This window comes from Serratia marcescens (genome assembly GCF_001902635.1).
GTDB lineage: Bacteria > Pseudomonadota > Gammaproteobacteria > Enterobacterales > Enterobacteriaceae > Serratia > Serratia marcescens_F.
Genome location: NZ_MJAO01000043.1, coordinates 1 through 21,882 on the forward strand (window position 1 = coordinate 1; position 21,882 = coordinate 21,882).

Here is a 21,882-nt window from a genome sequence, read left to right on the forward strand (position 1 = left end):
CTTTCCAGCGATAATGATTACGTGTCGCGCCCGGATTCACGTCCGCTGACGAAATTTGAATTACGCGGCCAGCGCCTGGGACATGGCGTTTGGGACTTGATGTTTGAGAGGAAAGAATAATGGCTAAGAACCGCAGTCGTCGTTTACGTAAAAAGTTGCACATTGAAGAATTTCAGGAGCTGGGCTTCTCCGTAGCCTGGCGCTTTGCCGAAGGCACCTCGGTGGAAGACATCGACAACACGCTGGATACCTTCATCGATGAAGTGATCGAGCCGAACGGCCTGGCGTTTGACGGCAGCGGCTACCTGCAGTGGGAAGGTCTGATCTGCCTGCAGAAGATCGGCCACTGCACCGACGAGCAGCGCGAGCTGGTGAAAAACTGGCTGGAAGCGCGCAAACTGACCGACGTTAAGGTCAGCGATCTGTTTGATATCTGGTGGGATTGATCGCGCTTGCCCGATGAGCGCGGCTTCGCGCCGCTTGTTTCCCCCTAAATAATTGGAGCCGCATCACGGCGGCAAGAGCGTGAGTCCCCAGGAGCTTACTTCAGTAAGGTACTGGGGGGAGCGCTTGCAGCCAACACAGATGCGGATTCAAGTATGACGGGGATGGATCTCAAGGTGCCTTAACGGCGCCTTTGTTTTGCCCGGAGTGTGACCGAGGTGGTAACAACATTGGATAACGCGTTGCTGGAGGAGATCCTGCAACAGGTGCGCCCGCTGATTGGCCAGGGGAAAGTGGCCGACTACATCCCGGCATTGGCGGAAGTGCCCACCGATCGGCTGGCGATCGCCGTCTGCACGGTGGACGGCGAACTGTTCCAGGCCGGCGACGCCGCGGAGCGCTTCTCCATTCAGTCGATCTCCAAAGTGCTGAGCCTGACGCTGGCGCTGACGCGCTATCAGGAGCATGAGATCTGGCGGCGCGTCGGTAAAGAACCTTCCGGCCTGCCATTCAATTCTCTGCTGCAGCTGGAGATGGAGCAGGGCAAACCGCGCAATCCGTTTATCAACCCCGGTGCACTGGTGGTGTGCGACATGCTGCAAACGCGGCTCAGCGCCCCCAAGCAGCGCATGCTGGAAGTGGTGCGCCAGCTGGCCGGCGAAGACGACCTGGCCTATGACCTGCGGGTGGCGCGTTCCGAGTTCGAGCACTCCGATCGCAATGCGGCTATTGCGTATCTGATGAAGTCGTTCGGCAATTTCGAGAACGACGTGATCACCGTGTTGCAAACCTATTTCCACTACTGCGCGCTGCGCATGAGCTGCGTGGAACTGGCGCGCAGCTTCGTCTATCTGGCCAATCACGGTCGCGATCTCAACGGGCAGGAAGTGATCAGCCCGCTGCAGGCCCGGCAGATCAACGCGTTGATGATGACCTGCGGCATGTACGACGGCGCCGGCGAATTCGCCTACCGGGTGGGGATGCCGGGCAAGTCCGGCGTGGGCGGCGGCATTGTGGCTATCGTGCCGGACGAACTGTCGATCGTCGTCTGGTCGCCGGAGCTGGATGCTTCCGGCAACTCGCTGGCGGGAACTGCGGCGCTGGAATTGTTGTCTCAACGTATCGGTCGTTCGATTTTTTAATCCCAATCTGGATGGGAGTCAGGAGAAGCTATGTTGAAGAAAACCGGGTTAGCCTTACTGCTGCTGGCGGCGACTGCCGCGCAGGCCCACGCCGAGTACCAATGCAGCGTTAAACCCCAGGACGATGTGATCATCAGCCCGCAGAGCGTGCAGGTGAAAGGCGCCAGCGGCGACCTGCAAATTTCGCCGGATGGCGATGTGATCCGCAATGGCCAGGCGCTGAGCCTGAACGACAGCCAGCGGCAGAAAGCCTTCAGTTACCAAAGCGCCTTGCGCAAACAGCTGCCGTGGATCGACGACGGCGCGCAGAAGCATCTGGAGAAAGCCCGCGCGGCGCTGGATAAAGTGATCGTCAAAGAGCTGGGCAGCAACAGCAACGTGCGCAACCGGCTGACCACCCTGAACGGCCAGCTGAAGCAGCAGATGAACCGCATCATCGAACACCGCAGCGACGGCCTGACCTTCCACCACAAGGCGATCGACCAGGTGGAGCAGGACGGCCGCAACCTCGTGCAGCAAAGCATGGGTGGTGTGCTGCAGGACAGCCTGAACGAAATGGGCGTCAAACAGGCCGCCAACAGCGGCGGCAACCCGCTGCAGGCGATCATGGGCAACCTGGGCGGCTTGCAGAAGGCGATCCAGAACGAATGGAACAACCAGGAGCAGGACTTCCAGAACTTCGGTCACGACGTTTGCAACCGCGTCACCGCACTGGAAACCCAGCGCAAGGATCTGCTGAAGGCGTTGAAGTAACGGATAGGCATAGCCGCCGTGCGTTCTTTGACCTCACGACGGCCATCTGAGAAACTGGCTAAACTATAATCAATCGGCAAAAGGATTTTGCATTGATGCCAGTGATATTCCGTTATAAAGGCTATAGGTTCTTTTTTTATTCGAATGAGGGTGACCCGTTTGAGCCGCCGCATGTTCATATCAGAGACGCTGAGGCTGAAGCGAAATTTTGGTTGGTTCCTGGCGTGCAGTTGGCGCGTAATGATGGTTTTAACGCCAGAACACTAAAAGAGTTGGCTGGTCTGGTTGATACCTATCAGGCATTGTTTTTGGAGGCTTGGCATGAGTATTTCGGCTAAACGCGTCAGCTTTGACGATACGACGATGTGGGTCGAACTGAGTGACGCCAGAATTATTGGCGTGCCGCTGGCCTGGTTTCCCCGTTTGTTGAACGCGACGAAAGAACAGCGGGCGGGGTATGAGCTCAGCGCTCGCGGCATCCATTGGGACGCGTTGGACGAGGATGTCTCCGTTGACGGACTGCTGAAGGGGCGTGGCGACGTGACGCACCGCCCTCATAATGCCGCCTGAACATGAAAAAAGCGCTGATTATTCAGCGCTTTTTTTTACTCGTCGTCCGCCAGGAACAGTTCCAGCAGCGAGTTGAGGAACAGTTTGCCCTTCTCGGTGATCTGCCAGTGCTCTGCGGTTTCTTCCAGATAGCCTTTGGCCAGCGCTTCGTCCAGCTGCGGGCGAATGACGCTTTCCGCCAGCCCGGTGTAGTTGACGAAGTCGGCGCGCGGCGCAGCTTCCAGCAGGCGGAAGCGGTTCATGAAGAACTCGAACGGCCGATCCGCCGCCGCCACCTCATGCTGCTTGTCCATGTAGTCGCCACGCATAAAGCCGCGCGGGTGCTTGGTCTTGGCGGTGCGCAGGATACGCCCGTCGCTGAAGGTCACCTTGCCGTGCGCGCCGCAGCCGATCCCCAGATAGTCGCCGAAGCGCCAGTAGTTGAGGTTGTGCTGGCATTGGTAGCCCGGTTTGGCATAGGCCGAAGTTTCATACTGCTGATAGCCGGCGGCGCTCAGCAGCTGGTGGCCGCGTTCGAAGATATCCCACAGCGCGTCGTCGTCCGGCAAAACCGGTGGGCGCGAGCTGAACAGGGTGTTCGGCTCGATGGTCAGCTGATACCACGACAGGTGCGGCGGGTTCAGGGCGATAGCCTGGCGCAGATCATCCAGCGCCTCTTCCAGCGACTGATCCGGCAGGCCGTGCATCAGATCGAGGTTGAAGCTGCGCAGGCCGAGGCCGGTCGCCAGCGTCGCCGCGCGTTTGGCCTCTTCCGGGCCGTGGATGCGCCCCAGGCGGGTCAGCTTCTCGGCGCTGAAGCTTTGCACCCCGATGGAGATGCGGTTGACGCCGGCGCGCTGGTAGCCGCTGAAGCGATCGGCCTCCACGGTGCCGGGGTTGGCCTCCATGGTGATTTCGGCATCGTCGGCGACGCGAATGCGCGCCCGCACGCCGTCCAGCAAGGCTTGCATCGCCTCGGCGCTCAGCAGGCTGGGGGTGCCGCCGCCGATGAAGATGGTGCTTATCTCCCGGCCGCCGGCCAGCGGCAGGTCGGCATCCAGATCCGCCAACAGATGATCGACATACTCCTGATGCGGCACGTCACCCTTCAGCGCATGGGAGTTGAAGTCGCAGTACGGGCATTTCTGCACGCACCACGGGATGTGGATGTAGAGACTCAGCGGGGGCAGCTTAAGCATTGCGCATGGCTTCCAACATCAGCGTCAGCGCCTTGCCGCGGTGCGAAATCGCCCGCTTCTCGTCGCGGCTCAGCTCGGCGGCGGTGCGGCCCAGCTCCGGCACGTAGAAGACAGGATCGTAACCGAAGCCGCCTTCACCGGCGGCCTGCTCGGTGATCTCACCGGCCCAGCTGCCGTGGAACACCAGCGGCGTCGGGTCTTCCGCATGGTGCAGATAGACCAGCACGCAGTGGAATTGCGCGCCGCGCCGGCCCGGCGCTACGTCTTTCAGCGCCGCCAGCAGCTTATCGAGGTTCTGCCGATCGTCGGCGTCTTCACCGGCATAGCGGGCGGAGTAGATGCCCGGCGCGCCGCCCAGCGCGTCCACCGCCAAACCGGAGTCGTCGGCGATCGCCGGCAGGCCGGTGACCTGCGCCGCATGACGCGCTTTCAGGATGGCGTTTTCGATAAACGTCAGGCCGGTCTCTTCGGCGGATTCCACGCCCAGATCGGTTTGCGCGACCACGTCCAGGCCGAAATCGGCCAACAGGTCGGCGAGTTCGCGCACTTTGCCCGGGTTACCGGTGGCAAGAACGACTTTTTGCATAATGACTACCTTGAAAATGATTCGATGATACTCTGCGTATCTGAAGCCGCAGCCGCGTTGGCTGCACGCTCTCACCCCAGTCACTGGGGTAACCCAGCTCCTGGGGACTCAAGCCCTCACCGCCTTGCTGCGGTTCCAGCTACTTTGTGTATAGCGCCGCGACCACGGCGGGGATCTGTTGCGGATTCACGATGCGTAACTGTTTGTGCCGCCCCAGTTCGCCTTTCTCGATGGTGACGTTGCTTTTCGCCACTTTGAACTGCTTGGCGATAAACTTGATCAGATGGGCGTTGGCTTGGCCGTCGACCGGCGGGGCGGTGATGGCGACTTTCAGTTCGTCGCCATGCAAGCCGATAATTTGGTCGCGGCTGGCTTTCGGCTGAATATATAGCCTGATCGCCAGCCCGTCCAGCACCGGAGTGACTGCACTCACAGCAGGAACCAGATCTCGCCGAACAGATCCATACCCAGGTAGTTGATCAGATAGAGGATCAGGATCACCACCATGGCAGAAAAGTCGATGCCGCCCATCGCCGGAATGATGCGGCGGATCGGTGCCATCAACGGTTCGGTCAACTGGTACATCACGTAGTCGATCGGGCTGCGGCCCTGGCTTACCCAGCTCATCAGCGCACGGATGATCATCACCCAGAAGATCAGGTAGCCGGCGGACTTGACCAATGAGATCAGGCCGAACAACAGGTTATACGGGCTGAGCGACAGCGAGTGGCTTTGTATCAACAGCAGCAGCGGATACTTGATGGTCATCAGCAGGAACGCCAGCAGCAGCGAAGCGCTGTCGATTGGCCCCAGCGACGGGATGATGCGGCGCAGCGGGCCGACCACCGGCTGGGTGATCTTCACCACGAACTGCGAGAACGGGTTGTAAAAATCGGTGCGCGTCCATTGCATCCAAATGCGCAGCAACAGCACCATCACGTACAGATCAATAACGGTCTTGACCAGGAAAGTCAGCGTTAGCATGAAGTGGTCCTTCTCCTTAACTCTCGGTTATTTAAAATAGTTTTTCCATCTCTTGCGCACGGGAAACGGCGGCCTGCATCGCTTGCGCCACGGTTTCCGGCAGTTGGCGTTCATTGAACACCCGCAGCGCTTCGGCGGTGGTGCCGCCTTTGGAGGTCACCTGCTCGCGCAGCGTACCCAGCGGCGTTGCCGGGTTAGCTTCCACCAGCGCGGCGGCGCCGGAAGCGGCCTGCTGCACCAGATCGCGCGCGGTCTGGCTGTCGAAGCCCATGCGCTCGGCTTCTTGCTGCATCGCCTCCATAAACAGGAAGAAATAGGCCGGGGCGCTGCCCGCCGCGGCGATGACGCCGTTGATGCCATTTTCGTCATCTACCCAGCAAACTTTACCGACCGACGCCATTAAATTGCCGGTGTAATCGCGATCCTGTTGGCTGACCTGTGCCGGCGCGTACAGCCCGCTCATCCCCTTGCCGACCAGCGACGGGGTGTTGGGCATGATGCGCACGATGGCCAGCTTATCGCCCAACAGCTGATAGAAACGGCTGACCTGAATGCCGGCGGCGATCGACAGCACCAGTTTGCCGCTGAAATCGACCTGTTCGCGCAACGGTTGGCAAACGTCGGCCATCATCTGCGGTTTTACCGCCAGCACCACCACGTCGGCTTCACGTGCGCAGGCAGCGTTATCGCTGCTGCTGACGATGCCGTAGTCCGCCGCCAGCGCGTCACGGTTTTTCGGCGAAGGGGCGCAGACGCTGATGGATTTGGCCGGATAACCGCCTGCCACCAGGCCGGCGATGATTGCACGCGCCATGTTGCCGGCGCCAATAAAGGTAATCTTGCGATGTTGCATCAAATCCCTCGTCTGTTTGTCAGGCCTGCGAGTAGTCACGGGCGCCAAAAATTGCGGTGCCGATACGCACCAGAGTGCTGCCTGCGGCGATCGCCGCCGCCATATCGTCGGTCATGCCCATCGACAGCGTATCGACCTGTGGGTAACGCTGACGCAGGGCGAGAAACGCGTCGTTCATCTGGCTGAATACCGCCAGCTGCCGCTGATAATCCGCTTCCGGCGCCGGGATGGCCATCAGGCCGCGCAGCGCCAGGTTCGGCAGCGCGGCGATCGCTTCGGCCAACGCCGGCAGCTCGGCCAGCGCGATGCCGGATTTGCTCTGCTCATCGCTGATGTTGATTTGAATCAGCACGTTGAGCGGCGGTATGCCCGCCGGGCGCTGATCGCTCAGGCGCTGGGCGATGCGCAGCCGATCCACGGTATGGCACCAGGCGAAGTGTTCCGCCACCAGCCGACTCTTATTGGATTGCAGCGGGCCGATAAAGTGCCACACCAACTCGCCGCCCTGCGGCGATTCGGCGAAATGCCGGATCTTGTCTACCCCTTCCTGCACGTAGTTCTCGCCGAAGGCGCGCTGGCCGGCGGCGATGGCTTCTTCGATCGCCGCCACAGGTTTGGTTTTGCTGACTGCAAGCAGGGCAACTTCTTCTGGCGCCCGCGCGCAGTTTTGCGCGGCGGCCGCGATGCGGTTTCTGACATCCTGCAGGTTCTGTTGGATAGTGCTCATTATTGACCCGGGAGAGTGATATGGATATCGATGAATTCGTGGCCCTTAGTGTAAAGCATAATGCTTCCGATCTGCACCTTTGTGCCGGTCATCCGCCGATGTTGCGCATCGACGGTGAACTACGGGCGCTGGCGGCGGCGGAAACGCTGACAGCGCAAGACGTGCAGGCCCTGTGCGACAGGCTGCTGAATGCGCAGCAGCGCGAGAGCCTGCTGAGTCTGGGGCAGGTTGATCTGGCGCTGCACCGGCCGGGCGGGGAGCGGCTGCGCGCCAACGTTTTTCAGCAAAGCGCGGGGATGTCTCTCGCGTTGCGGCGCATCGCCGGGCGGTCGCCTTCGCTTGCCGAACTGGCGGTGCCGGCCATCGTCCCGGCGCTGTTGCGGCGCGATGACGGGTTGCTCCTGGTCACCGGCGCCACCGGCAGCGGCAAGTCCACCACGCTGGCGGCGATGATCGACGAGATCAACCGGCACCAGCAGCGGCACATTTTGACGCTGGAAGATCCGATCGAATTCCTGCACCGCAGCCGACGATCGCTGATCCAGCAGCGGGAGATCGGCCGCGACAGCCACAGCTTCGATGCGGCGTTGCGCGCCGCGCTGCGTGAAGATCCGGACGTGATCCTGCTGGGCGAGCTGCGGGATGTCGCCACCATTCGCCTGGCGCTCACCGCCGCAGAGACCGGCCATCTGGTATTGGCAACGCTGCACACCCGCAGCGCGCCGCAGGCGGTGGAACGGTTGGTGGACGTCTTCCCGGCGGAAGAGAAGCCCTATGTGCGCGCCCAGCTGGCCGGCAGCCTGCAGGCGGTGATCGCGCAAAAGCTGATGAGGCGGCCCGGCGGCGGACGAGTCGCGATCTTCGAGGTATTGACGGCGACGGCGGCGGTCAGCAGCCTGATCCGCGAAGGGAAAACCCATCAGCTGGCAAGCGTGTTGCAAACCGGTGCGCAGTGCGGCATGCAAACCTTTGAGCAAGGTTTGCAGCAGCGAATTGACGCCGGGATGTTGGGAGACAGCGCGGGGGAGGGAAAGGGGGGTTAACCCAGCTGCCGTTCGAACCAGCTTTCGAGGATCACCACCGCGGAAGCTGAGTCCACGCTGCCTTTGTCGAGCGCGCGGAAGCCACCGCGATCGAACAGGTTGGCGCGCGCTTCCACGGTGCTCAGGCGCTCGTCATGCAGATCGATCTGAATGCCGAAGCGGCCGTGCAGGCGGTTGGCGAACTTGCGCGCCTGGGCAGTAACGGGTTGTTCGGTGCCGTCCATGTTCAGCGGCAGGCCGACCACCACCAGATCCGGCTGCCACTCTTTCAGCAGCTTTTCGATTTTCAGCCAGTCCGGAGAACCGTCCTGCGCTTTGAAGGCCGGCAGTGCGCGGGCGCTGCCGGTCAGCTCCTGGCCGATGGCCGCGCCGATGCTCTTGGTGCCGAAGTCGAAGGCGATAATGGTGCGGTTGCTCATCAGGCGTGTCCTGCGTGGTTGGCGATGCTGCGAATGTCGATACCCAGAAGGTTCCCCGCCTCGCGCCAGCGGCTGGCGATCGGCGTGCGGAACAGAATGTCGGTGTTGGCTTCGATGGTCAGCCAGGCGTTTTCCAACACCTCTTGTTCCAGTTGGCCTTTCTCCCAACCCGCATAGCCCAGCGCCACCAGCACGTCGTCCGGCTGCTCCGGCGTGCCGAGCGTTTCCAGCACGTCTTTCGAGGTGGTGATCATGGTATTGGGGGAAATTTGGATGCTGGCGCCGAAGCCGTGGCGCGGCGTATGCAGGATAAACCCACGATCGTCCGCCAGGGGGCCGCCGGCGAACACCGGCTTGTCCAGACTGATGGCCGGATCGCGCGCGGGCGGCATGATCTTCAGCTTGCTCAGCACCGTGGCTACCGTGAACTGCTCCACCGGTTTATTGATCACCAAACCCATGGCGCCTTCTTCATTGTGCTCGCAGATGTAAATCACCGAGCGCTTGAAGCGAGGATCCTGCAAGGTTGGCATAGCGATCAGAAAATGGTGCTGTAAATTCATGGCGTTAGTATAAGGTAATCAATGGGTGAGAAAGTAAACAGCCGCCAGTATGCGGCCATACTCGCCGCCTTTCAAGCCGCAGCCGGAAAGGCGCGGCTCGGCAGGCGCGATGTAAGATAGCGGGCGGTGCACCGCCCGCATTACGTATTACTTCGCCGCCAGGCGCTTTTCAATGGCGTCCATCAACATGCCGGTAATCGAGATCGGGAATGCCGCTTCGATCTCGCGCGCGCAGGTCGGGCTGGTGACGTTGATCTCGGTCAGGCGATCGCCGATCACGTCCAGGCCGACGAAGATCAGACCTTTCTCTTTCAGCGTCGGGGCGACGGTGCGGGCGATTTTCCAGTCGCTCTCGCTCAGCGGGCGTGCTTCGCCGCGGCCGCCGGCCGCTAGGTTGCCGCGGGTTTCCCCCTGCGCCGGAATGCGCGCCAGGCAGTAAGGCACCGGCTCGCCGTCCACGACCAGGATGCGTTTGTCGCCGTCCTTGATCGCCGGCAGGAAGTTCTGCGCCATGCAGAAACGGCTGCCGTGTTCGGTCAGGGTTTCGATGATCACCGACAGGTTAGGATCGTCCTGCTTCACGCGGAAGATAGACGCGCCGCCCATGCCGTCCAGCGGCTTCAGGATGATGTCGCCGTGCTGCTGGTGGAATTTGCGGATGTGCGCGGCGCTGCGGCTGACCAGCGTGTCCGGCGTCAGTTCCGGGAACCAGGCGGTGAACAGCTTCTCGTTGCAGTCGCGCAGGCTTTGCGGCTTGTTGACCACCAGCGTGCCTTTGACTTCGGCGCGCTCCAGGATGTAGGTCGCATAGATGTATTCGGTATCGAACGGCGGATCCTTGCGCATCAGGATCACGTCCAGATCGTGCAGTGCCAGATCCTGCTCGTTGCCGAAGCTGAACCAGTTCTCCTTGTCTTCCTTCACGCTCAGCAGGCGGGTGCGGGCGCGCCCGTCACCGGCATGCAGATAGAGATCGTTCATCTCCATGTAGTGCAGTTCCCAACCGCGGCGCTGCGCTTCGAGCAGCATGGCGAAGCTGGTGTCTTTCTTGATGTTGATGGAGGCGATAGGGTCCATCACGATGCCGAGCTTAATCATCTTTTCTCCTTTAACCCAGGTCGCCGAAACGGACCTGCAGAGCGGTAATGGCGGTGAGCGCTGTGGTTTCGGTACGCAGCACGCGTGGCCCCAGCAGGATATCAGTAAATCCGTGGCCGGTGGTCATGGCGATTTCGTCGGCGGACAAACCGCCTTCCGGGCCGATCAGCAGGCGGACGCGGTCTACCGGCTGCGGCAGGGTGTTGATGCTGTGGCTGGCGCGCGGGTGCAGGTTGAGTTTCAGGCTGCCGTCCTGTTCGGCGCACCAGGCTTCCAGCGACATCGCCTCGCGGATTTCGGGAATGCGGTTGCGGCCGCACTGTTCGCAGGCGGCGATGGCGATCTTCTGCCATTGCTGGATTTTCTTCGCCAGGCGTTCACCGTCCAGCTTGACGCCGCAGCGCTCGGAAAACAGCGGAGTGATGACGTTGACGCCCAGCTCGATGGATTTCTGAATGGTGAACTCCATCTTCTCGCCGCGCGAGATGACCTGGCCCAGATGCAGGTTGAGCGGTGACTCGATGTCATCCACGCGGCCGTCGCCGAGGCGCACCAGCACGTTCTTTTTGTCCACCCGGACGATCTCGGCGTCGAATACCTGATTGCTGCCGTCGAACAGTTGCAGCGTCTGGCCGGTGTTCATGCGCAGCACGCGGCCGACATGGTTGGCGGCGTCCTCGCTGAGGGCGATCTCCGCCCGGTCGGTCAGCGGCTGCGGATGGTAAATGCGGGGTATGCGCATGGGTAGTCTGATCCTGACGAAACGGCGCCGCGGGTTGGCGGCGCCATGAAAGATAAAGGCTATAGTAGGTTAGCTTTTCCGCTGCTGACAAGCCTGTTGAATATAGGGGTTGTGGTTGCCCTGCACCTTGGCGATACGTGCTTCACGCTGACATTCCCATTGGCTCACCGGATATTGCCGGTTCCACGCTTCGAACAGCTGGGTTTGCTGGCGTGACAGCCGCAGCTGGTAGCGGTCGCGCATGTAGAAGTAGGTGCGGGCGATGGCGCCGCGTGCACGGGCGGGCGGCTCCGCCTGTTTATTCTTGAAGTCCACCTTCATCGGGCATTGCCCGTACTGGCCTTCGCCGCCGTTCCACTGGCTGTACATGAAGTTGTTGCGGTCGCCGTTCACTTCGCCGATCGCCGGCTGCAGGTTGTGCAGATCGGTTTCTATCTGGCGATAGGTGGCGTCTTTGTCGCAGTTCTTGCGCCCGCCGTCTTGCCAGCACTGTAGCTGGTGGCCGAATTGCCAGGCCGGCACCACGTGTTCCCATTCGATGCGCTGCGCGCGCTGGGCGTTTTTACGTACCTGATAGCCGCAGCTGGCGAGATCCGGGATGCCCTTCTTGCCTTGCCAGTCGATGCGGCAGCCGCAGTAAAAACTGCCCGGCGCATCCTGGTTAATCTTGGCCGCTGCCGCTTTGGCCTGAGAAAAGTTATTGATGCCTTGCGCCTGTACGGCGCCTGCGGCGAAAACCGCCATAAACAAAATTCTGCGAAGCATATTCCAAAACAGCTCAAAATTGGAAAAGCAGGCAGGGTAGCGGAACTTGTCGGCAGTGGCAAATGGCGATATTTACTTGTTTTAACGTATAAATCGTTTAGTTAAAGGTTCTCGCCGGCGATAAATTTCAGTTTTTCGCCGCATCGCCGGCAGCGATATTCGCTCTCGCCGCGCAGCACGCGGTTATGGCGGCGAATGGTGAGTTGATGTTGCCCGCAGTCGCAGCGGTAGGGGAAGGTTTTGCTTTGCACCGAGGCAGTTTCGAACCGGTGAGTGCGGCTGGCGGGCGTCAGCAGCACGCTTTCCATCATCCAGCGCCATTCGCGGCCGTGCGGTGCCACCCGGCCAAATTGGCGAAACACCAGCAGGTGCGCCAACTCGTGCGGCACCACTTCATCGATAAACGGCTGTTGGTTTTCCAGCAGCAGCACCGGGTTCAGGCGGATTTCCCAGCTTTGCAGCCAGGCGGTGCCCGCGCTGGTGCCACGTTGCTGATAGACGATGCTGGGTTCGGGGAACTCGACGGCAAAATGCCGGCGGGCTAACTGCAGCTTTTCTCGCAGGCAGCGCATCACCGCTTGTTGCAGCGCGATGGGGATTCTTGGTTTGTTCATTGCGGCCTAGCTTAAGCAATGGCGCGGCGGCTGACAATATGCCCCGGCGCAAATCCGCATCCGACTTTTTCGCCACATTGATAAGACGATCGCCGCCGATGGATTGTAATCAATGTGTTAACTGCGGGATAATAAAGCGTGCATGATGAGCCTGTACCCGCAGTTCTCACCGAGCAAGGTTGAAACGCCGCCTGTGATAATCCCTTACGCAAAGAGCGGTTATTTTGCGATTTGGCGCAATAACTGACTGATTAAAAATACGTAAGGTGGAGGCAGTTTTTTGACAAGGCGCCGCGCCGCGCGCCGCAAGTGTGAATTTAACGCAGCTGATGTTGCAAGTGAGAGATCAATGTCGAATAAACCGTTCCACTATCAAGATCCGTTCCCGCTGAAGAAAGACGATACCGAATACTACCTGCTGAGCCGTGACCACGTTTCCGTAAGCGAGTTTGAAGGCCAGGAAATTCTGAAAGTTGCCCCTGAAGCGTTAACCCTGCTTGCCCAGCATGCGTTCCACGACGCTTCATTCATGCTGCGCCCGGCGCACCAGCAGCAGGTGGCCGATATCCTCAAAGATCCGGACGCCAGCGAAAACGACAAGTACGTTGCGCTGCAATTTCTGCGTAACTCAGAAATCGCCGCCAAGGGTATTTTACCGACCTGCCAGGACACCGGCACGGCGATCATCGTCGGCAAAAAGGGCCAGCGCGTCTGGACCGGCGGCGGCGATGAAGCAGCGCTGTCGCGCGGGGTGTACAACACCTACATCGAAGAGAACCTGCGTTATTCACAGAACGCCGCGCTGGATATGTACAAAGAGGTCAATACCGGTAGCAACCTGCCGGCGCAGATCGATCTCTACAGCGTGGACGGCGAAGAGTACAAGTTCCTGTGCATCGCCAAAGGCGGCGGTTCCGCCAACAAAACCTATCTGTATCAGGAAACCAAGGCGCTGCTGTCGCCAGGCAAACTGAAAAACTACCTGGTCGACAAGATGCGCACGCTGGGCACCGCGGCTTGCCCGCCGTACCACGTGGCGTTCGTTATCGGCGGCACCTCGGCGGAAGCGACGCTGAAAACCGTCAAGCTGGCGTCGACCAAGTATTATGACGGCCTGCCGACCGAAGGCAACGAGCATGGCCAGGCGTTCCGCGATCTGGAACTCGAAGCGGAACTACTGCAAGAAGCGCAGAACCTGGGGCTGGGCGCCCAGTTCGGCGGTAAATACTTCGCGCACGATATCCGCGTGGTGCGCCTGCCGCGCCACGGCGCGTCCTGCCCGGTCGGCATGGGCGTCTCCTGTTCGGCGGACCGCAACATCAAAGGCAAGATCAACCGTGATGGCATCTGGCTGGAAAAACTGGAACACAATCCGGGTAAATTCATTCCGCAGGAGCTGCGCCAGGCCGGGGAAGGCGAGGCGATCAAGGTCGATCTCAACCGCCCGATGGCCGACATTCTCAAACAGCTGTCGCAGTACCCGGTTTCCACCCGCCTGTCGCTGAGCGGCACCATCATCGTCGGCCGCGATATCGCGCACGCCAAGTTGAAAGAGCGTCTGGACCGCGGTGAAGGCCTGCCGCAGTACGTCAAGGATCACCCGATCTACTACGCCGGCCCGGCCAAAACACCGGAAGGCTACGCGTCCGGTTCGCTGGGGCCAACCACCGCCGGGCGTATGGACTCTTACGTCGATCTGCTGCAATCCCACGGCGGCAGCATGATTATGCTGGCGAAAGGCAACCGCAGCCAGCAGGTGACGGATGCCTGCCACAAGCACGGCGGCTTCTACCTCGGCAGCATTGGTGGCCCGGCGGCGGTGCTGGCGCAGCAGAGCATCAAGAGCCTGGAGTGCGTGGAGTACCCTGAGCTGGGCATGGAAGCGATCTGGAAAATCGAAGTGGAAGATTTCCCGGCGTTTATCCTGGTGGATGACAAAGGCAATGACTTCTTCCAGAAGATCCAGGCCGGCCAGTGCTCCAGCTGCCTGAAATAAGCGCGGCCCCCTTCGCCGCCTGCGGGCGGTGAAGGGGATTGTGTAAAGTCCTGTAGCCCGCTGGACGTCGAGTTTTAACCTGTATACCCTACGCGGATAGCACTAAAATTCGACTAATGGAATATCGGTAACAGAAGGTTCGGCAAGCACATGGGTACGCAGGAAAGTCATATCAAGGAATTGCTGGTCTGGATTGAAGATAACCTGACCAATCCGCTGTCGTTGGATATCGTTTCCGCCAAGTCAGGCTATACGAAATGGTACCTGCAGCGCATGTTCAAGAAGCAGACCGGATTATCGTTAGCCTCGTACATCCGCGCTCGCCGCCTCTACCTCGCCGCCTTCGCCTTGCGTTTCACGCAGAAGAGCATCCTCGATATCTCGGTCGAATATCAATTCGATAATCAGCAGACGTTCTCGCGCTGCTTCAAGAAGCATTTCGCCGAATCGCCCAGCGTGTATCGTCATGCCCGCAAACAGGACTTCAGCAACCTGGTGCGTTCGCTGGCGGCCAGCCAGCCCGGCGATATTCAGGTCGAACGCGTTAGCATCGCCAGGGGGCAATATGCCTTTCAGGGCAAACATTACGCCTACCATCTGGCTATCGAGAGCCTGGATAAGTCGCACCTGCCGCAGCGCAGCGGGCTCAGAGCGCAATTCTATACCTTGCTGGGCGAGCGCCCGGCGCAAACTTATTCGTTCACCCAATTTGTGCCGGACGGCGAGCGGGTCAGAATCGATTATGCCCTTGGCGTGACGACGGAATACCCGTTGCGCGAAGGCCTGGCGCTGGAGCCGCTGCCGGAGATCCACGGCGAGTTTTGTCGTTTTCGCTATTCCGGCAAGCCGGTGGCGCTCAACGATCACATTAGCCAAATTTACACGCAGGTGCTGCCCGAAATGGGGCTGGCCCGCGGCGAAGGGCCGGACATGACGGTGTTCAGTTATTCGCTGAGCGGGAAAGAGGAACTGTATCTGGAATTGCAGCATCTGGTGCCGGTGGTGCCGCTGCGTTGAGCCCGTCGGCGGCCGGCCGCCGGTTTTTTTGCTGCACGATCGCCGCCATCACCGCCAGGGCGATCTCCGCCGGGGTTTTGCTGCCCAGCGGCAGGCCGATCGGCGCATGGATACGTTCCAGTTCCTGCGGCGTGAATTCGGCAATTTGCTGCAAGCGCTGGCGCCGTCGCGCGCTGTTTCTGAGCGAGCCCATGGCCCCGATGTAAAACGCCGGGGTGTGGATCGCTTCCATCAGCGTCAGATCGTCCATACGCGGATCGTGGGTCAGCGCTACAACGGCGGTATTGGCGTGGCAGCCGCCATCCTCGATGAACTTGGCCGGAAACTGGCGCAGCAGCGTCACGCCCGGCTTCAGTTCGGCGGCGAAGTTATCCAGCGCCTCCGGGCGGTTCTCGCACACCAGCACCTCAAATCCCAGCGCCGTGGCGAAATCGGCGCAGTACAGTGCCACGCTGGACAGCCCGGCGATCAGCAGGCGCGGTGCGGCGGCGATGTGCAGGGTGATCTGTTCGAGCCGGCGTTCGACCTGCGTCGCACTGGTGAAGTCGCTCTGCTCAAGGCTGTGGCAGGCGTTGGGCAGCGTCAGGCGTTTGATCAACGCGTGATGTCCTTCCAGCGCGCCGGCAATGCGTTGCAGGTAAGCGATGCTGGTTTCACCCGCCGGCAGGTATTCGATCAGCACGTCCAACACGCCGCCGCAGGGCAGCGCTACGTTGGGCGTCATGCCGCCTTCGCCGTAACGGATTACCTGACTGGCCGCCTGATACTCCCCAGCGGCCACCCGGCGAAGAAAGTCCTCTTCCACGCACCCGCCCGACAGCGAACCGCTGTAGCGGCCATCGCGCGTGGCCGCCATCAGCGCGCCCGGCGACCGTGGCGAAGAGCCGTAGGTGCTGAGCACGGTGCATAACCAGACCGGCTGTTGTTGCAGCCAGCTTATCGCTTGGCTGACCACGGTGACATCAAGATGTTGCATAGCTGAATTTACTCGCTGGCCGGGAGTTGCGATGGAAGATCAATATCCTGAACGACGCCGGAGTGCTCAAGCGGCAGCAGGTGTACTGCCGCCCCTTGCAGCAGCTCGCGCGCGCCATTATCGCCGCGCAGTTGGCAAAGTTGCTTGCGCAAGGGGGCGGAAAAGCCGACCGGATGACCCGGCTGTTGCGCATAGCAGGGGCGCACGATCGCGTGTTGCCGTAAGGCGTTCGCCACCTGCCGGAAAATATCGGCGCTGACGAACGGCATATCCGCCAGGTGGATCAGCCAGCCTTGCCAATGCGGCGTGGCCGCAACGCCCGCCGCTATGGAGTCGCCCAGGCCCGCGCTGGCGAGCAGGGTCACCGGTACCTGGTTGGCGGCGCAGGCTGCCAGCACCGGCAGGTTATCCGGCCGGGTCACCACCTGTACCGGCAGGCCGGAAGCCAGCGCCTGGCGCAACGTGTGTTCGAACAGCGAACGCCGCTCGCCCGCCGCATCGGCAAACCCGGCATTCAATTTGTTGCCCTGGCCGCCGGCCTGAATAAAGCGCTCCCCGCGTCCGGCGGCGGTAATGACAATGCCTGTGGTCATGATTGAAGCCCGCGTTTGCGCAAATTATTTATTAGCATACAAACCACATGTGTTTTGCAAATGTATTTTTGTTGAAAACAGCGTGTTAATCATCACATAATTTTAGTTATAAGCATATGCTTATGACGTCTACGGCAAGGTCGTCAGCGTTTGCGCAACAACACCGCGAACAAAAACCAATTACAAGAAAGACGTGAAGGACTTATTTATGAGCAATTTCAACCCGTCGCGGCGTCGCTTCATCAAAAGCGCCGTGATTGCGGGGGTGTCCGTGTATCTCGCGCCCCTGTACAGCCGCGCCTACGCCGCGCTGTTCGAGCAAAAAATCCTCCAGTCACCCAACTGGGATCCGCAGACCAAACGCGTCCGTTTCCGCATCGACGGCCGCGCCAAGGTGATGGGGCAGAAGGTGTTCGCGCGCGACATTCGCGCGGTGGACATGCCGCACTGGCCGCAGAAGCAGGCGCACGCCTTCATTCTGCGCGTCACCAAAGCCGACCGGCTATTCGAGGGCGTCGATCTGTCGCTGCTGGGGGATGACCTGCAGCCGGATCGCCTGGTGACGGCGGAAGATCTGGCGCGCGACGGCCTGGCCTTCCCGGCGTTCTACGGCGACGACATGCTGCTGCCGAGCGGCAAAATCCCGGCCTATCTCGGCCAGGCGGTGGCGATCCTGATCTATCACGACTTCGCCCGTTTCCGTTTCGCCAAGGACAAGCTGAAATTCCGTGAAGAAACCATCAAATACGGCGCCGTGACCGGCCCGCTGGAGCGCGATCCCTGGGGCAGCTTCCGCTATGTGCGGGTGGGCGGCGAACAACCGTTCGACGACGATCGGTTCTCCAGCCTGAAGGACACGCCGATTTTCCCGGTGTCGATGAAAAAACACCTGCCGGTCTGGCCGGAAGGGCGCGAGGGCGGCAAGCTGGATCAGGAAGGCATGCGCTATGCCGGCTTGATCGCCGACGAGCTGGCGAACCCGCCGGCCGATTGGCTGGTGATGTCGCGTCGTTACACCACGCAGTCGATCGATACCTCGGCGCTGGAGCCGGACAACGCCAATGGCTGGTTCGACGCCGAGACGCAAACGCTGCATCTGGTGGTGCCGACCCAATCGCCGCAGGAAGTGGCCGACGAGATGCCGCGCATGCTGGCCAAGCGCAATCCGCCGGTAAAACAGCTGATTCTGCACCCGTGCTACACCGTGGGTTACGGTTCGAAAGATCACTACAACTTCCCGTATTACGGCGCGGTGGCGGCGATATACGGCGACGGCCATCCGGTGCGCCTGGCCAACGACCGCTTCGAACAGTTCCAGACGGCGCTGAAGCGCCACGCGTTCGATATGAATTACCGCATTGCGGTGAATCGCCAGACCGGCGTTATGCAGTCGTTCCTCGGTGACATGACCGCGGACGGCGGCGGCCGCAGCAACTTTACCCCTTCGGTGGTGATGGTCGGCGCAACCGCCGCCCAGTCGATTTACTACTTCCCGAAAAGCGATCTGTCGTCGGTCGGGCTGGCTTCACGCGCCATCGACGCCGGTTCGGCGCGCGGTTATGGCACGCTGCAGAGCATGGCCGCTACCGAGATGATGGTGGATGAGCTGGCCGCCGAGCTGAAGATCGACCCAATCGAGTTCCGTTTGCGCAACGTGCTGAAATCCGGCATGAAAAACACCCAGGGGGCGATCCCGGCCGGTGCGATCCGCGCCGATGAAGTGCTGGAGAAGGCGGCGAAGCACGAGATGTGGCTCAAGCGTGCCGAACGCAAGGCCGAGTTTGAGAGCCGCCACCCCGGCAAGCGCTACGGCGTCGGTTTCGGCTGCGTGCAGAAAGACTTCGGCACCGGGGCAGAAACCTCGTTCGCCCGGGTGGAGCTGAGTGAAGACGGGCGCATCACGCTGCATCACAGCGGCGCAGAGATGGGCACCGGCATGTCGACCTCGCAGTCGGTGCTGTGCGCGCAGTGGCTGGGCAAACCGGCCGACGAAGCGCACTTCTCGGTTACCGACTGGTCGGTGCTGCCGATGGTCACCAGCGGCGATCCTTACCTGATGTCGCAGGAAGAGCAGGACAAGCTGCAAACCAACCCCAACTGGACGCCGAGCTACTGTTCGCCGTCCAGCGCCAGCAACTCGGCCTATTACTTCTCGCACAGCACCCGCGAAGCGGCGCGCCTGATCTTCGATCACGGCCTGTGGCCGGCGGCGATGGCGCTGTGGCAGGCCGGTATCGGCGGCGGCCAGGCGGCGCCGCTGGTGGTGCGGCGTGAAGATGCGCGTTGGGTCGAAGGCGGCCTGACGGCGGCGGGCATGTCGGTGCTGAGCCTCGAACTGCTGGCCAAGACGGCTTATAAGATGGGCGGCGTCACCGGCGCGGCGGTGCACGTTTTCAACCGTTGGCAGTGGGCGGAGGCCGACTTTACGCTGAGCGGCAAAAGCGAACGCTTGCCGATCGATGGCATGGCGCTGCGCAACGCCGGCGGCGAATTCAAAACGCTGGCGCGTGGGCAGGTCTACTACCCGCCGACCCAGCGCAACAATGCGGCGGTGACCTACTACAGCGCCGTCGGCACCCTGGCGGAAGTGGCGGTGGATATCGCTACCGGCCAGGTGGAATTGCTGAATCATCACTCGATCATGGAGTGTGGCAACCTGATCGTGCCGGAACTGGTTTCCGGCCAGCTGCAGGGCGGGCTGGCGATGGGCATCGGGCATGCGCTGCACGAATATTTACCGCTGTACGAAGACGGCCCGGGCAACGGCACCTGGAACTTCAACCGTTACCACCTGCCGCGTGCCAGCGACGTGGCGGTATGGAAACAGAGCGGCGACATTTTGCCGGCGCTGTCGGAAACCGATCCGCCGAAAGGCATGGCGGAGGTGGTGATGATCCCGATCGTGGCCGCGCTGGTCAACGCCATCGCCGACGCCACTGGCCACCGTTTCCGTGATTTGCCCGTTCGTGCAGAAAATATTCGTGAGGTATTACAATGAGCATTAAAACCCAGCCGATTTCCCTGACCATCAACGAGAAGCAGTACGGCCCGATCGAGGTGCCGGAAGGCCTGATGATGATCGATTTCCTGCACGAGTATCTTGACCTGACCGGTTCGCGCCTCGGCTGCGGGCAGGGCATTTGCCACGCTTGCGTGGCGATCGTCGATCACCCGAGCGGCACCAGCGAAGAGGTGCGTACTTGCATCACCGGCGCGCATTTCTTCAACGGCAAGAAAGTGCGTACCGTCGAAGGCCACGCCAAGGTGGACGAACAGGGCGAGGTGGTTGAGCTGTCGCCGATCCAGCAGGCGTTTCTGGAGCACTACAGTTTCCAGTGCGGTTACTGCACGCCGGGCTTCGTCAATGCCGCCACCATTTTCGTGGAAAAACTCAAGCGTGAACCGATCGCTCGCGAGCAGCTGGAAAGCGCCATCGAGCAGGCGCTGGACAGCCATATCTGCCGCTGCACCGGCTACGTGCGCTACTACGAAGCGGTGCGCGACGTGGTGCTGAAAACGCCGGGCCTGCTGAAGGAGACGGCGCAATGAAAAAACGTCTCGCAGTGTTGATTGTGCTGGTGGCGATCGTGGTGATTGCGCTGCTGTGGTGGCGGGAAAATCGCCGTTACGATGGCCCGGTGCAGCAGGTGACCGCCGACGCTGAACAGATCGCGCGTGGCCGCTATCTGGCGCAGGCCGCCGACTGCGCCGCCTGCCATACCGCCAGCGGCGGGGCGCCGTTGGCCGGCGGTTACCCGCTGGACACGCCGTTCGGCACCATTTACGGCAGCAACCTGACGCCGTCGGCCGACCACGGCATTGGGCGTTGGACCAAGGACGACTTCTTCCTGGCGCTGACCCAGGGCGTGGCACCGGGCGGACGGCACCTGTACCCGGCAATGCCTTACACCTCGTACAAGGGCATTTCACGCCAGGACGCCGATGACATCTACGCTTACCTGATGACGCGCCCGGCGGTGGACGTCGCCATTCCGGCCAACGAGATGCCGTTCCCGTTCAACCAGCGCATGGCGTTGATCGGCTGGAACCTGCTGTTCCGCAACCAGGATCCGCTGCCGGCCAGTTCGCAGGGCAGTTCGCAGCAATGGCAGCGCGGCCGCTATCTGGCTGACGTGCTGGGCCACTGTGGCGAATGCCACACGCCGCGCGGGGCGCTGGGGCAGATGGATCTCGGCAAGCCGATGCAGGGCGGCGATCTCGGCCGCTTCATGGCGCCGGACATTACGCCGCACGGTCTGGCGCAGCGGGGCTGGACGCCGCAGGACGTCAGCCGTTTCCTCAGCACCGGCCTGGCGCCGCAGGGTTCCGCTTTCAGTGAGATGCACATGGTGGTGGATCTCAGCACCCGTCATTTGACGCCGGAAGACCATCAGGCGCTGGCGCTGTATCTGATGGGCGAGCAGCCGCCGGCGGCAGTGCCGGTGAAAACGGGCCAGGGCAGCGATGCCGGGCGCATGACCTATCTGGATCAGTGCGCCGGCTGTCACGCGCGCGAAGGCGAGGGTAAACCGCACGTCGCACCGGCGATGCGCGATAACGCCACGCTGCGCCAGGTGGACGGCAAGAACCTGATCGTATCGGTGCTGGACGGCCTGCCGGCCCAACAGTTCCCGAACGGTGAGAGCATGCAGAGCATGCCGGGCTTCGGCGAGCGTCTGAGCGATGCCGAAGTGGCGGAACTGGTGAATTACCTGCGCGTGACCTGGGGCGGCTTGCCGGCGGATATCACCGCCGAACAGGTGAAAGCGCTGCGCAAGTAAGCGGCGTTCAGGCGAAAAAAATGGCCCGCATCTGCGGG

25 protein-coding genes and 1 pseudogene are annotated in these 21,882 nt (G+C 61.3%); 12 read left to right on the top strand and 14 right to left on the bottom strand.

Features of this window, described 5'->3' with window-relative positions:
* The 6 genes and pseudogenes from trmB to BHU62_RS23810 form a co-directional block, all read left to right on the top strand.
* Positions 1-120, top strand: a pseudogene (gene trmB, locus BHU62_RS25135) (tRNA (guanosine(46)-N7)-methyltransferase TrmB); the annotation flags it as partial.
* A complete protein-coding gene (locus BHU62_RS23790; RefSeq protein WP_073534832.1) occupies positions 120-446 on the top strand; it encodes a YggL family protein in 327 nt (108 codons plus the stop codon). The pseudogene trmB and the gene BHU62_RS23790, both read left to right, overlap by 1 nt.
* A 216-nt stretch (positions 447-662) precedes the next feature.
* Positions 663-1,586 carry a glutaminase B gene (gene glsB, locus BHU62_RS23795; RefSeq protein WP_073534851.1) on the top strand — a complete coding sequence of 308 codons (924 nt, stop codon included), beginning with the start codon at positions 663-665 and terminating at the stop codon, positions 1,584-1,586.
* Positions 1,587-1,616: 30 nt separating this feature from the next.
* Positions 1,617-2,339 carry a DUF2884 domain-containing protein gene (locus tag BHU62_RS23800; RefSeq protein ID WP_073534833.1) on the top strand — a complete coding sequence of 241 codons (723 nt, stop codon included), beginning with the start codon at positions 1,617-1,619 and terminating at the stop codon, positions 2,337-2,339.
* Positions 2,340-2,434: 95 nt separating this feature from the next.
* Positions 2,435-2,677 (top strand): DUF4160 domain-containing protein, encoded by a 243-nt coding sequence (locus BHU62_RS23805; RefSeq protein WP_073534834.1) that lies wholly within the window; start codon positions 2,435-2,437, stop codon positions 2,675-2,677.
* Positions 2,661-2,909, top strand: coding sequence for a DUF2442 domain-containing protein (locus BHU62_RS23810; RefSeq protein ID WP_073534835.1), 249 nt, complete (start codon positions 2,661-2,663; stop codon positions 2,907-2,909). Before BHU62_RS23805 ends, BHU62_RS23810 begins: the two co-directional genes overlap by 17 nt.
* A 35-nt stretch (positions 2,910-2,944) precedes the next feature.
* Here BHU62_RS23810 and hemW read toward each other — a convergent pair whose 3' ends face one another.
* The 6 genes from hemW to BHU62_RS23840 form a co-directional block, all read right to left on the bottom strand.
* Positions 2,945-4,087 (bottom strand): radical SAM family heme chaperone HemW, encoded by a 1,143-nt coding sequence (gene hemW / locus BHU62_RS23815; protein WP_033635947.1) that lies wholly within the window; start codon positions 4,085-4,087, stop codon positions 2,945-2,947.
* A complete protein-coding gene (locus tag BHU62_RS23820) occupies positions 4,080-4,673 on the bottom strand; it encodes an XTP/dITP diphosphatase (RefSeq protein WP_073534836.1) in 594 nt (197 codons plus the stop codon). Before BHU62_RS23820 ends, hemW begins: the two co-directional genes overlap by 8 nt.
* A 139-nt stretch (positions 4,674-4,812) precedes the next feature.
* Positions 4,813-5,106 carry a DUF167 family protein YggU gene (gene yggU, locus BHU62_RS23825; protein ID WP_016930091.1) on the bottom strand — a complete coding sequence of 98 codons (294 nt, stop codon included), beginning with the start codon at positions 5,104-5,106 and terminating at the stop codon, positions 4,813-4,815.
* Positions 5,103-5,657, bottom strand: coding sequence for a YggT family protein (locus tag BHU62_RS23830; RefSeq protein WP_073534837.1), 555 nt, complete (start codon positions 5,655-5,657; stop codon positions 5,103-5,105). Before BHU62_RS23830 ends, yggU begins: the two co-directional genes overlap by 4 nt.
* A gap of 31 nt (positions 5,658-5,688) precedes the next feature.
* Entirely contained in the window at positions 5,689-6,510 is an 822-nt protein-coding gene (gene proC / locus BHU62_RS23835; RefSeq protein ID WP_073534838.1) for a pyrroline-5-carboxylate reductase, read from the bottom strand.
* 19 nt (positions 6,511-6,529) lie between these two features.
* The gene (locus BHU62_RS23840; protein ID WP_073534839.1) at positions 6,530-7,237 is read right to left on the bottom strand and encodes a YggS family pyridoxal phosphate-dependent enzyme; all 708 of its coding nucleotides are present in this window, start codon (positions 7,235-7,237) and stop codon (positions 6,530-6,532) included.
* Positions 7,238-7,257: 20 nt separating this feature from the next.
* On the opposite strand from BHU62_RS23840, the gene BHU62_RS23845 reads away from it, so the two are divergent.
* A complete protein-coding gene (locus BHU62_RS23845) occupies positions 7,258-8,280 on the top strand; it encodes a type IV pilus twitching motility protein PilT (protein ID WP_073534840.1) in 1,023 nt (340 codons plus the stop codon).
* On the opposite strand, the gene ruvX is transcribed toward BHU62_RS23845, so the two are convergent.
* The 6 genes from ruvX to BHU62_RS23875 all read right to left on the bottom strand — a co-directional run bounded on the left by ruvX (position 8,277) and on the right by BHU62_RS23875 (position 12,481).
* Complete coding sequence (gene ruvX, locus BHU62_RS23850) at positions 8,277-8,699, bottom strand: Holliday junction resolvase RuvX (RefSeq protein ID WP_025304246.1); 423 nt, start codon at positions 8,697-8,699, stop codon at positions 8,277-8,279. The genes BHU62_RS23845 and ruvX overlap by 4 nt on opposite strands.
* Positions 8,699-9,262: a YqgE/AlgH family protein gene (locus BHU62_RS23855; RefSeq protein ID WP_004937452.1), complete on the bottom strand. Its 564-nt coding sequence runs from the start codon at positions 9,260-9,262 to the stop codon at positions 8,699-8,701. Before BHU62_RS23855 ends, ruvX begins: the two co-directional genes overlap by 1 nt.
* Positions 9,263-9,409: 147 nt before the next feature.
* Positions 9,410-10,360, bottom strand: a complete 951-nt coding sequence (gene gshB / locus BHU62_RS23860) for a glutathione synthase (RefSeq protein ID WP_073534841.1) — start codon at positions 10,358-10,360, stop codon at positions 9,410-9,412.
* 10 nt (positions 10,361-10,370) lie between these two features.
* Entirely contained in the window at positions 10,371-11,102 is a 732-nt protein-coding gene (gene rsmE / locus BHU62_RS23865) for a 16S rRNA (uracil(1498)-N(3))-methyltransferase (protein WP_073534842.1), read from the bottom strand.
* Between the two features lie 69 nt (positions 11,103-11,171).
* On the bottom strand, positions 11,172-11,867 hold the full coding sequence (endA, locus tag BHU62_RS23870; RefSeq protein ID WP_073534843.1) for a deoxyribonuclease I: 696 nt from the start codon (positions 11,865-11,867) through the stop codon (positions 11,172-11,174).
* 101 nt (positions 11,868-11,968) lie between these two features.
* The gene (locus BHU62_RS23875) at positions 11,969-12,481 is read right to left on the bottom strand and encodes a SprT family zinc-dependent metalloprotease (protein ID WP_073534844.1); all 513 of its coding nucleotides are present in this window, start codon (positions 12,479-12,481) and stop codon (positions 11,969-11,971) included.
* A 349-nt stretch (positions 12,482-12,830) separates the two neighbouring features.
* Between BHU62_RS23875 and fumA the strand changes: the two genes are divergently transcribed.
* On the top strand, positions 12,831-14,477 hold the full coding sequence (gene fumA / locus BHU62_RS23880; protein ID WP_073534845.1) for a class I fumarate hydratase FumA: 1,647 nt from the start codon (positions 12,831-12,833) through the stop codon (positions 14,475-14,477).
* A 150-nt stretch (positions 14,478-14,627) separates the two neighbouring features.
* Complete coding sequence (locus BHU62_RS23885) at positions 14,628-15,494, top strand: helix-turn-helix domain-containing protein (RefSeq protein WP_073534846.1); 867 nt, start codon at positions 14,628-14,630, stop codon at positions 15,492-15,494.
* On the opposite strand, the gene BHU62_RS23890 is transcribed toward BHU62_RS23885, so the two are convergent.
* Together BHU62_RS23890 and BHU62_RS23895 are read right to left on the bottom strand one after the other, a co-directional pair.
* A complete protein-coding gene (locus BHU62_RS23890; RefSeq protein WP_073534847.1) occupies positions 15,418-16,470 on the bottom strand; it encodes an XdhC family protein in 1,053 nt (350 codons plus the stop codon). The two genes, BHU62_RS23885 and BHU62_RS23890, sit on opposite strands and share 77 nt — an antisense overlap.
* A gap of 8 nt (positions 16,471-16,478) precedes the next feature.
* The gene (locus BHU62_RS23895; protein WP_073534848.1) at positions 16,479-17,063 is read right to left on the bottom strand and encodes an NTP transferase domain-containing protein; all 585 of its coding nucleotides are present in this window, start codon (positions 17,061-17,063) and stop codon (positions 16,479-16,481) included.
* 208 nt (positions 17,064-17,271) lie between these two features.
* Between BHU62_RS23895 and BHU62_RS23900 the strand changes: the two genes are divergently transcribed.
* Genes BHU62_RS23900 through BHU62_RS23910 form a run of 3 tightly spaced genes read left to right on the top strand, consistent with a single transcriptional unit; the run spans position 17,272 to position 21,844 of the window.
* Positions 17,272-20,061 carry a xanthine dehydrogenase family protein molybdopterin-binding subunit gene (locus BHU62_RS23900; RefSeq protein WP_073534849.1) on the top strand — a complete coding sequence of 930 codons (2,790 nt, stop codon included), beginning with the start codon at positions 17,272-17,274 and terminating at the stop codon, positions 20,059-20,061.
* Entirely contained in the window at positions 20,058-20,612 is a 555-nt protein-coding gene (locus tag BHU62_RS23905; protein ID WP_038879260.1) for a (2Fe-2S)-binding protein, read from the top strand. Before BHU62_RS23900 ends, BHU62_RS23905 begins: the two co-directional genes overlap by 4 nt.
* Positions 20,609-21,844 carry a cytochrome c gene (locus BHU62_RS23910; RefSeq protein WP_073534850.1) on the top strand — a complete coding sequence of 412 codons (1,236 nt, stop codon included), beginning with the start codon at positions 20,609-20,611 and terminating at the stop codon, positions 21,842-21,844. Before BHU62_RS23905 ends, BHU62_RS23910 begins: the two co-directional genes overlap by 4 nt.
* The last annotated feature ends 38 nt before the right edge of the window (positions 21,845-21,882 follow it).

Bases quoted from the DNA above. Each gene is read 5' to 3' on its own strand.
- fumA (WP_073534845.1), top strand. From the start codon at position 12,831: ATGTCGAATAAACCGTTCCACTATCAAGATCCGTTCCCGCTGAAGAAA.
- BHU62_RS23885 (WP_073534846.1), top strand. From the start codon at position 14,628: ATGGGTACGCAGGAAAGTCATATCAAGGAATTGCTGGTCTGGATTGAA.
- BHU62_RS23805 (WP_073534834.1), top strand. From the start codon at position 2,435: ATGCCAGTGATATTCCGTTATAAAGGCTATAGGTTCTTTTTTTATTCG.
- BHU62_RS23830 (WP_073534837.1), bottom strand. From the start codon at position 5,657: ATGCTAACGCTGACTTTCCTGGTCAAGACCGTTATTGATCTGTACGTG.
- BHU62_RS23910 (WP_073534850.1), top strand. From the start codon at position 20,609: ATGAAAAAACGTCTCGCAGTGTTGATTGTGCTGGTGGCGATCGTGGTG.
- BHU62_RS23895 (WP_073534848.1), bottom strand. From the start codon at position 17,063: ATGACCACAGGCATTGTCATTACCGCCGCCGGACGCGGGGAGCGCTTT.
- BHU62_RS23820 (WP_073534836.1), bottom strand. From the start codon at position 4,673: ATGCAAAAAGTCGTTCTTGCCACCGGTAACCCGGGCAAAGTGCGCGAA.
- BHU62_RS23840 (WP_073534839.1), bottom strand. From the start codon at position 7,237: ATGAGCACTATCCAACAGAACCTGCAGGATGTCAGAAACCGCATCGCG.
- BHU62_RS23790 (WP_073534832.1), top strand. From the start codon at position 120: ATGGCTAAGAACCGCAGTCGTCGTTTACGTAAAAAGTTGCACATTGAA.
- BHU62_RS23875 (WP_073534844.1), bottom strand. From the start codon at position 12,481: ATGAACAAACCAAGAATCCCCATCGCGCTGCAACAAGCGGTGATGCGC.
- BHU62_RS23800 (WP_073534833.1), top strand. From the start codon at position 1,617: ATGTTGAAGAAAACCGGGTTAGCCTTACTGCTGCTGGCGGCGACTGCC.
- BHU62_RS23845 (WP_073534840.1), top strand. From the start codon at position 7,258: ATGGATATCGATGAATTCGTGGCCCTTAGTGTAAAGCATAATGCTTCC.
- rsmE (WP_073534842.1), bottom strand. From the start codon at position 11,102: ATGCGCATACCCCGCATTTACCATCCGCAGCCGCTGACCGACCGGGCG.
- BHU62_RS23905 (WP_038879260.1), top strand. From the start codon at position 20,058: ATGAGCATTAAAACCCAGCCGATTTCCCTGACCATCAACGAGAAGCAG.
- endA (WP_073534843.1), bottom strand. From the start codon at position 11,867: ATGCTTCGCAGAATTTTGTTTATGGCGGTTTTCGCCGCAGGCGCCGTA.
- gshB (WP_073534841.1), bottom strand. From the start codon at position 10,360: ATGATTAAGCTCGGCATCGTGATGGACCCTATCGCCTCCATCAACATC.
- BHU62_RS23900 (WP_073534849.1), top strand. From the start codon at position 17,272: ATGAGCAATTTCAACCCGTCGCGGCGTCGCTTCATCAAAAGCGCCGTG.
- hemW (WP_033635947.1), bottom strand. From the start codon at position 4,087: ATGCTTAAGCTGCCCCCGCTGAGTCTCTACATCCACATCCCGTGGTGC.
- proC (WP_073534838.1), bottom strand. From the start codon at position 6,510: ATGCAACATCGCAAGATTACCTTTATTGGCGCCGGCAACATGGCGCGT.
- BHU62_RS23810 (WP_073534835.1), top strand. From the start codon at position 2,661: ATGAGTATTTCGGCTAAACGCGTCAGCTTTGACGATACGACGATGTGG.
- ruvX (WP_025304246.1), bottom strand. From the start codon at position 8,699: ATGAGCAACCGCACCATTATCGCCTTCGACTTCGGCACCAAGAGCATC.
- BHU62_RS23855 (WP_004937452.1), bottom strand. From the start codon at position 9,262: ATGAATTTACAGCACCATTTTCTGATCGCTATGCCAACCTTGCAGGAT.
- BHU62_RS23890 (WP_073534847.1), bottom strand. From the start codon at position 16,470: ATGCAACATCTTGATGTCACCGTGGTCAGCCAAGCGATAAGCTGGCTG.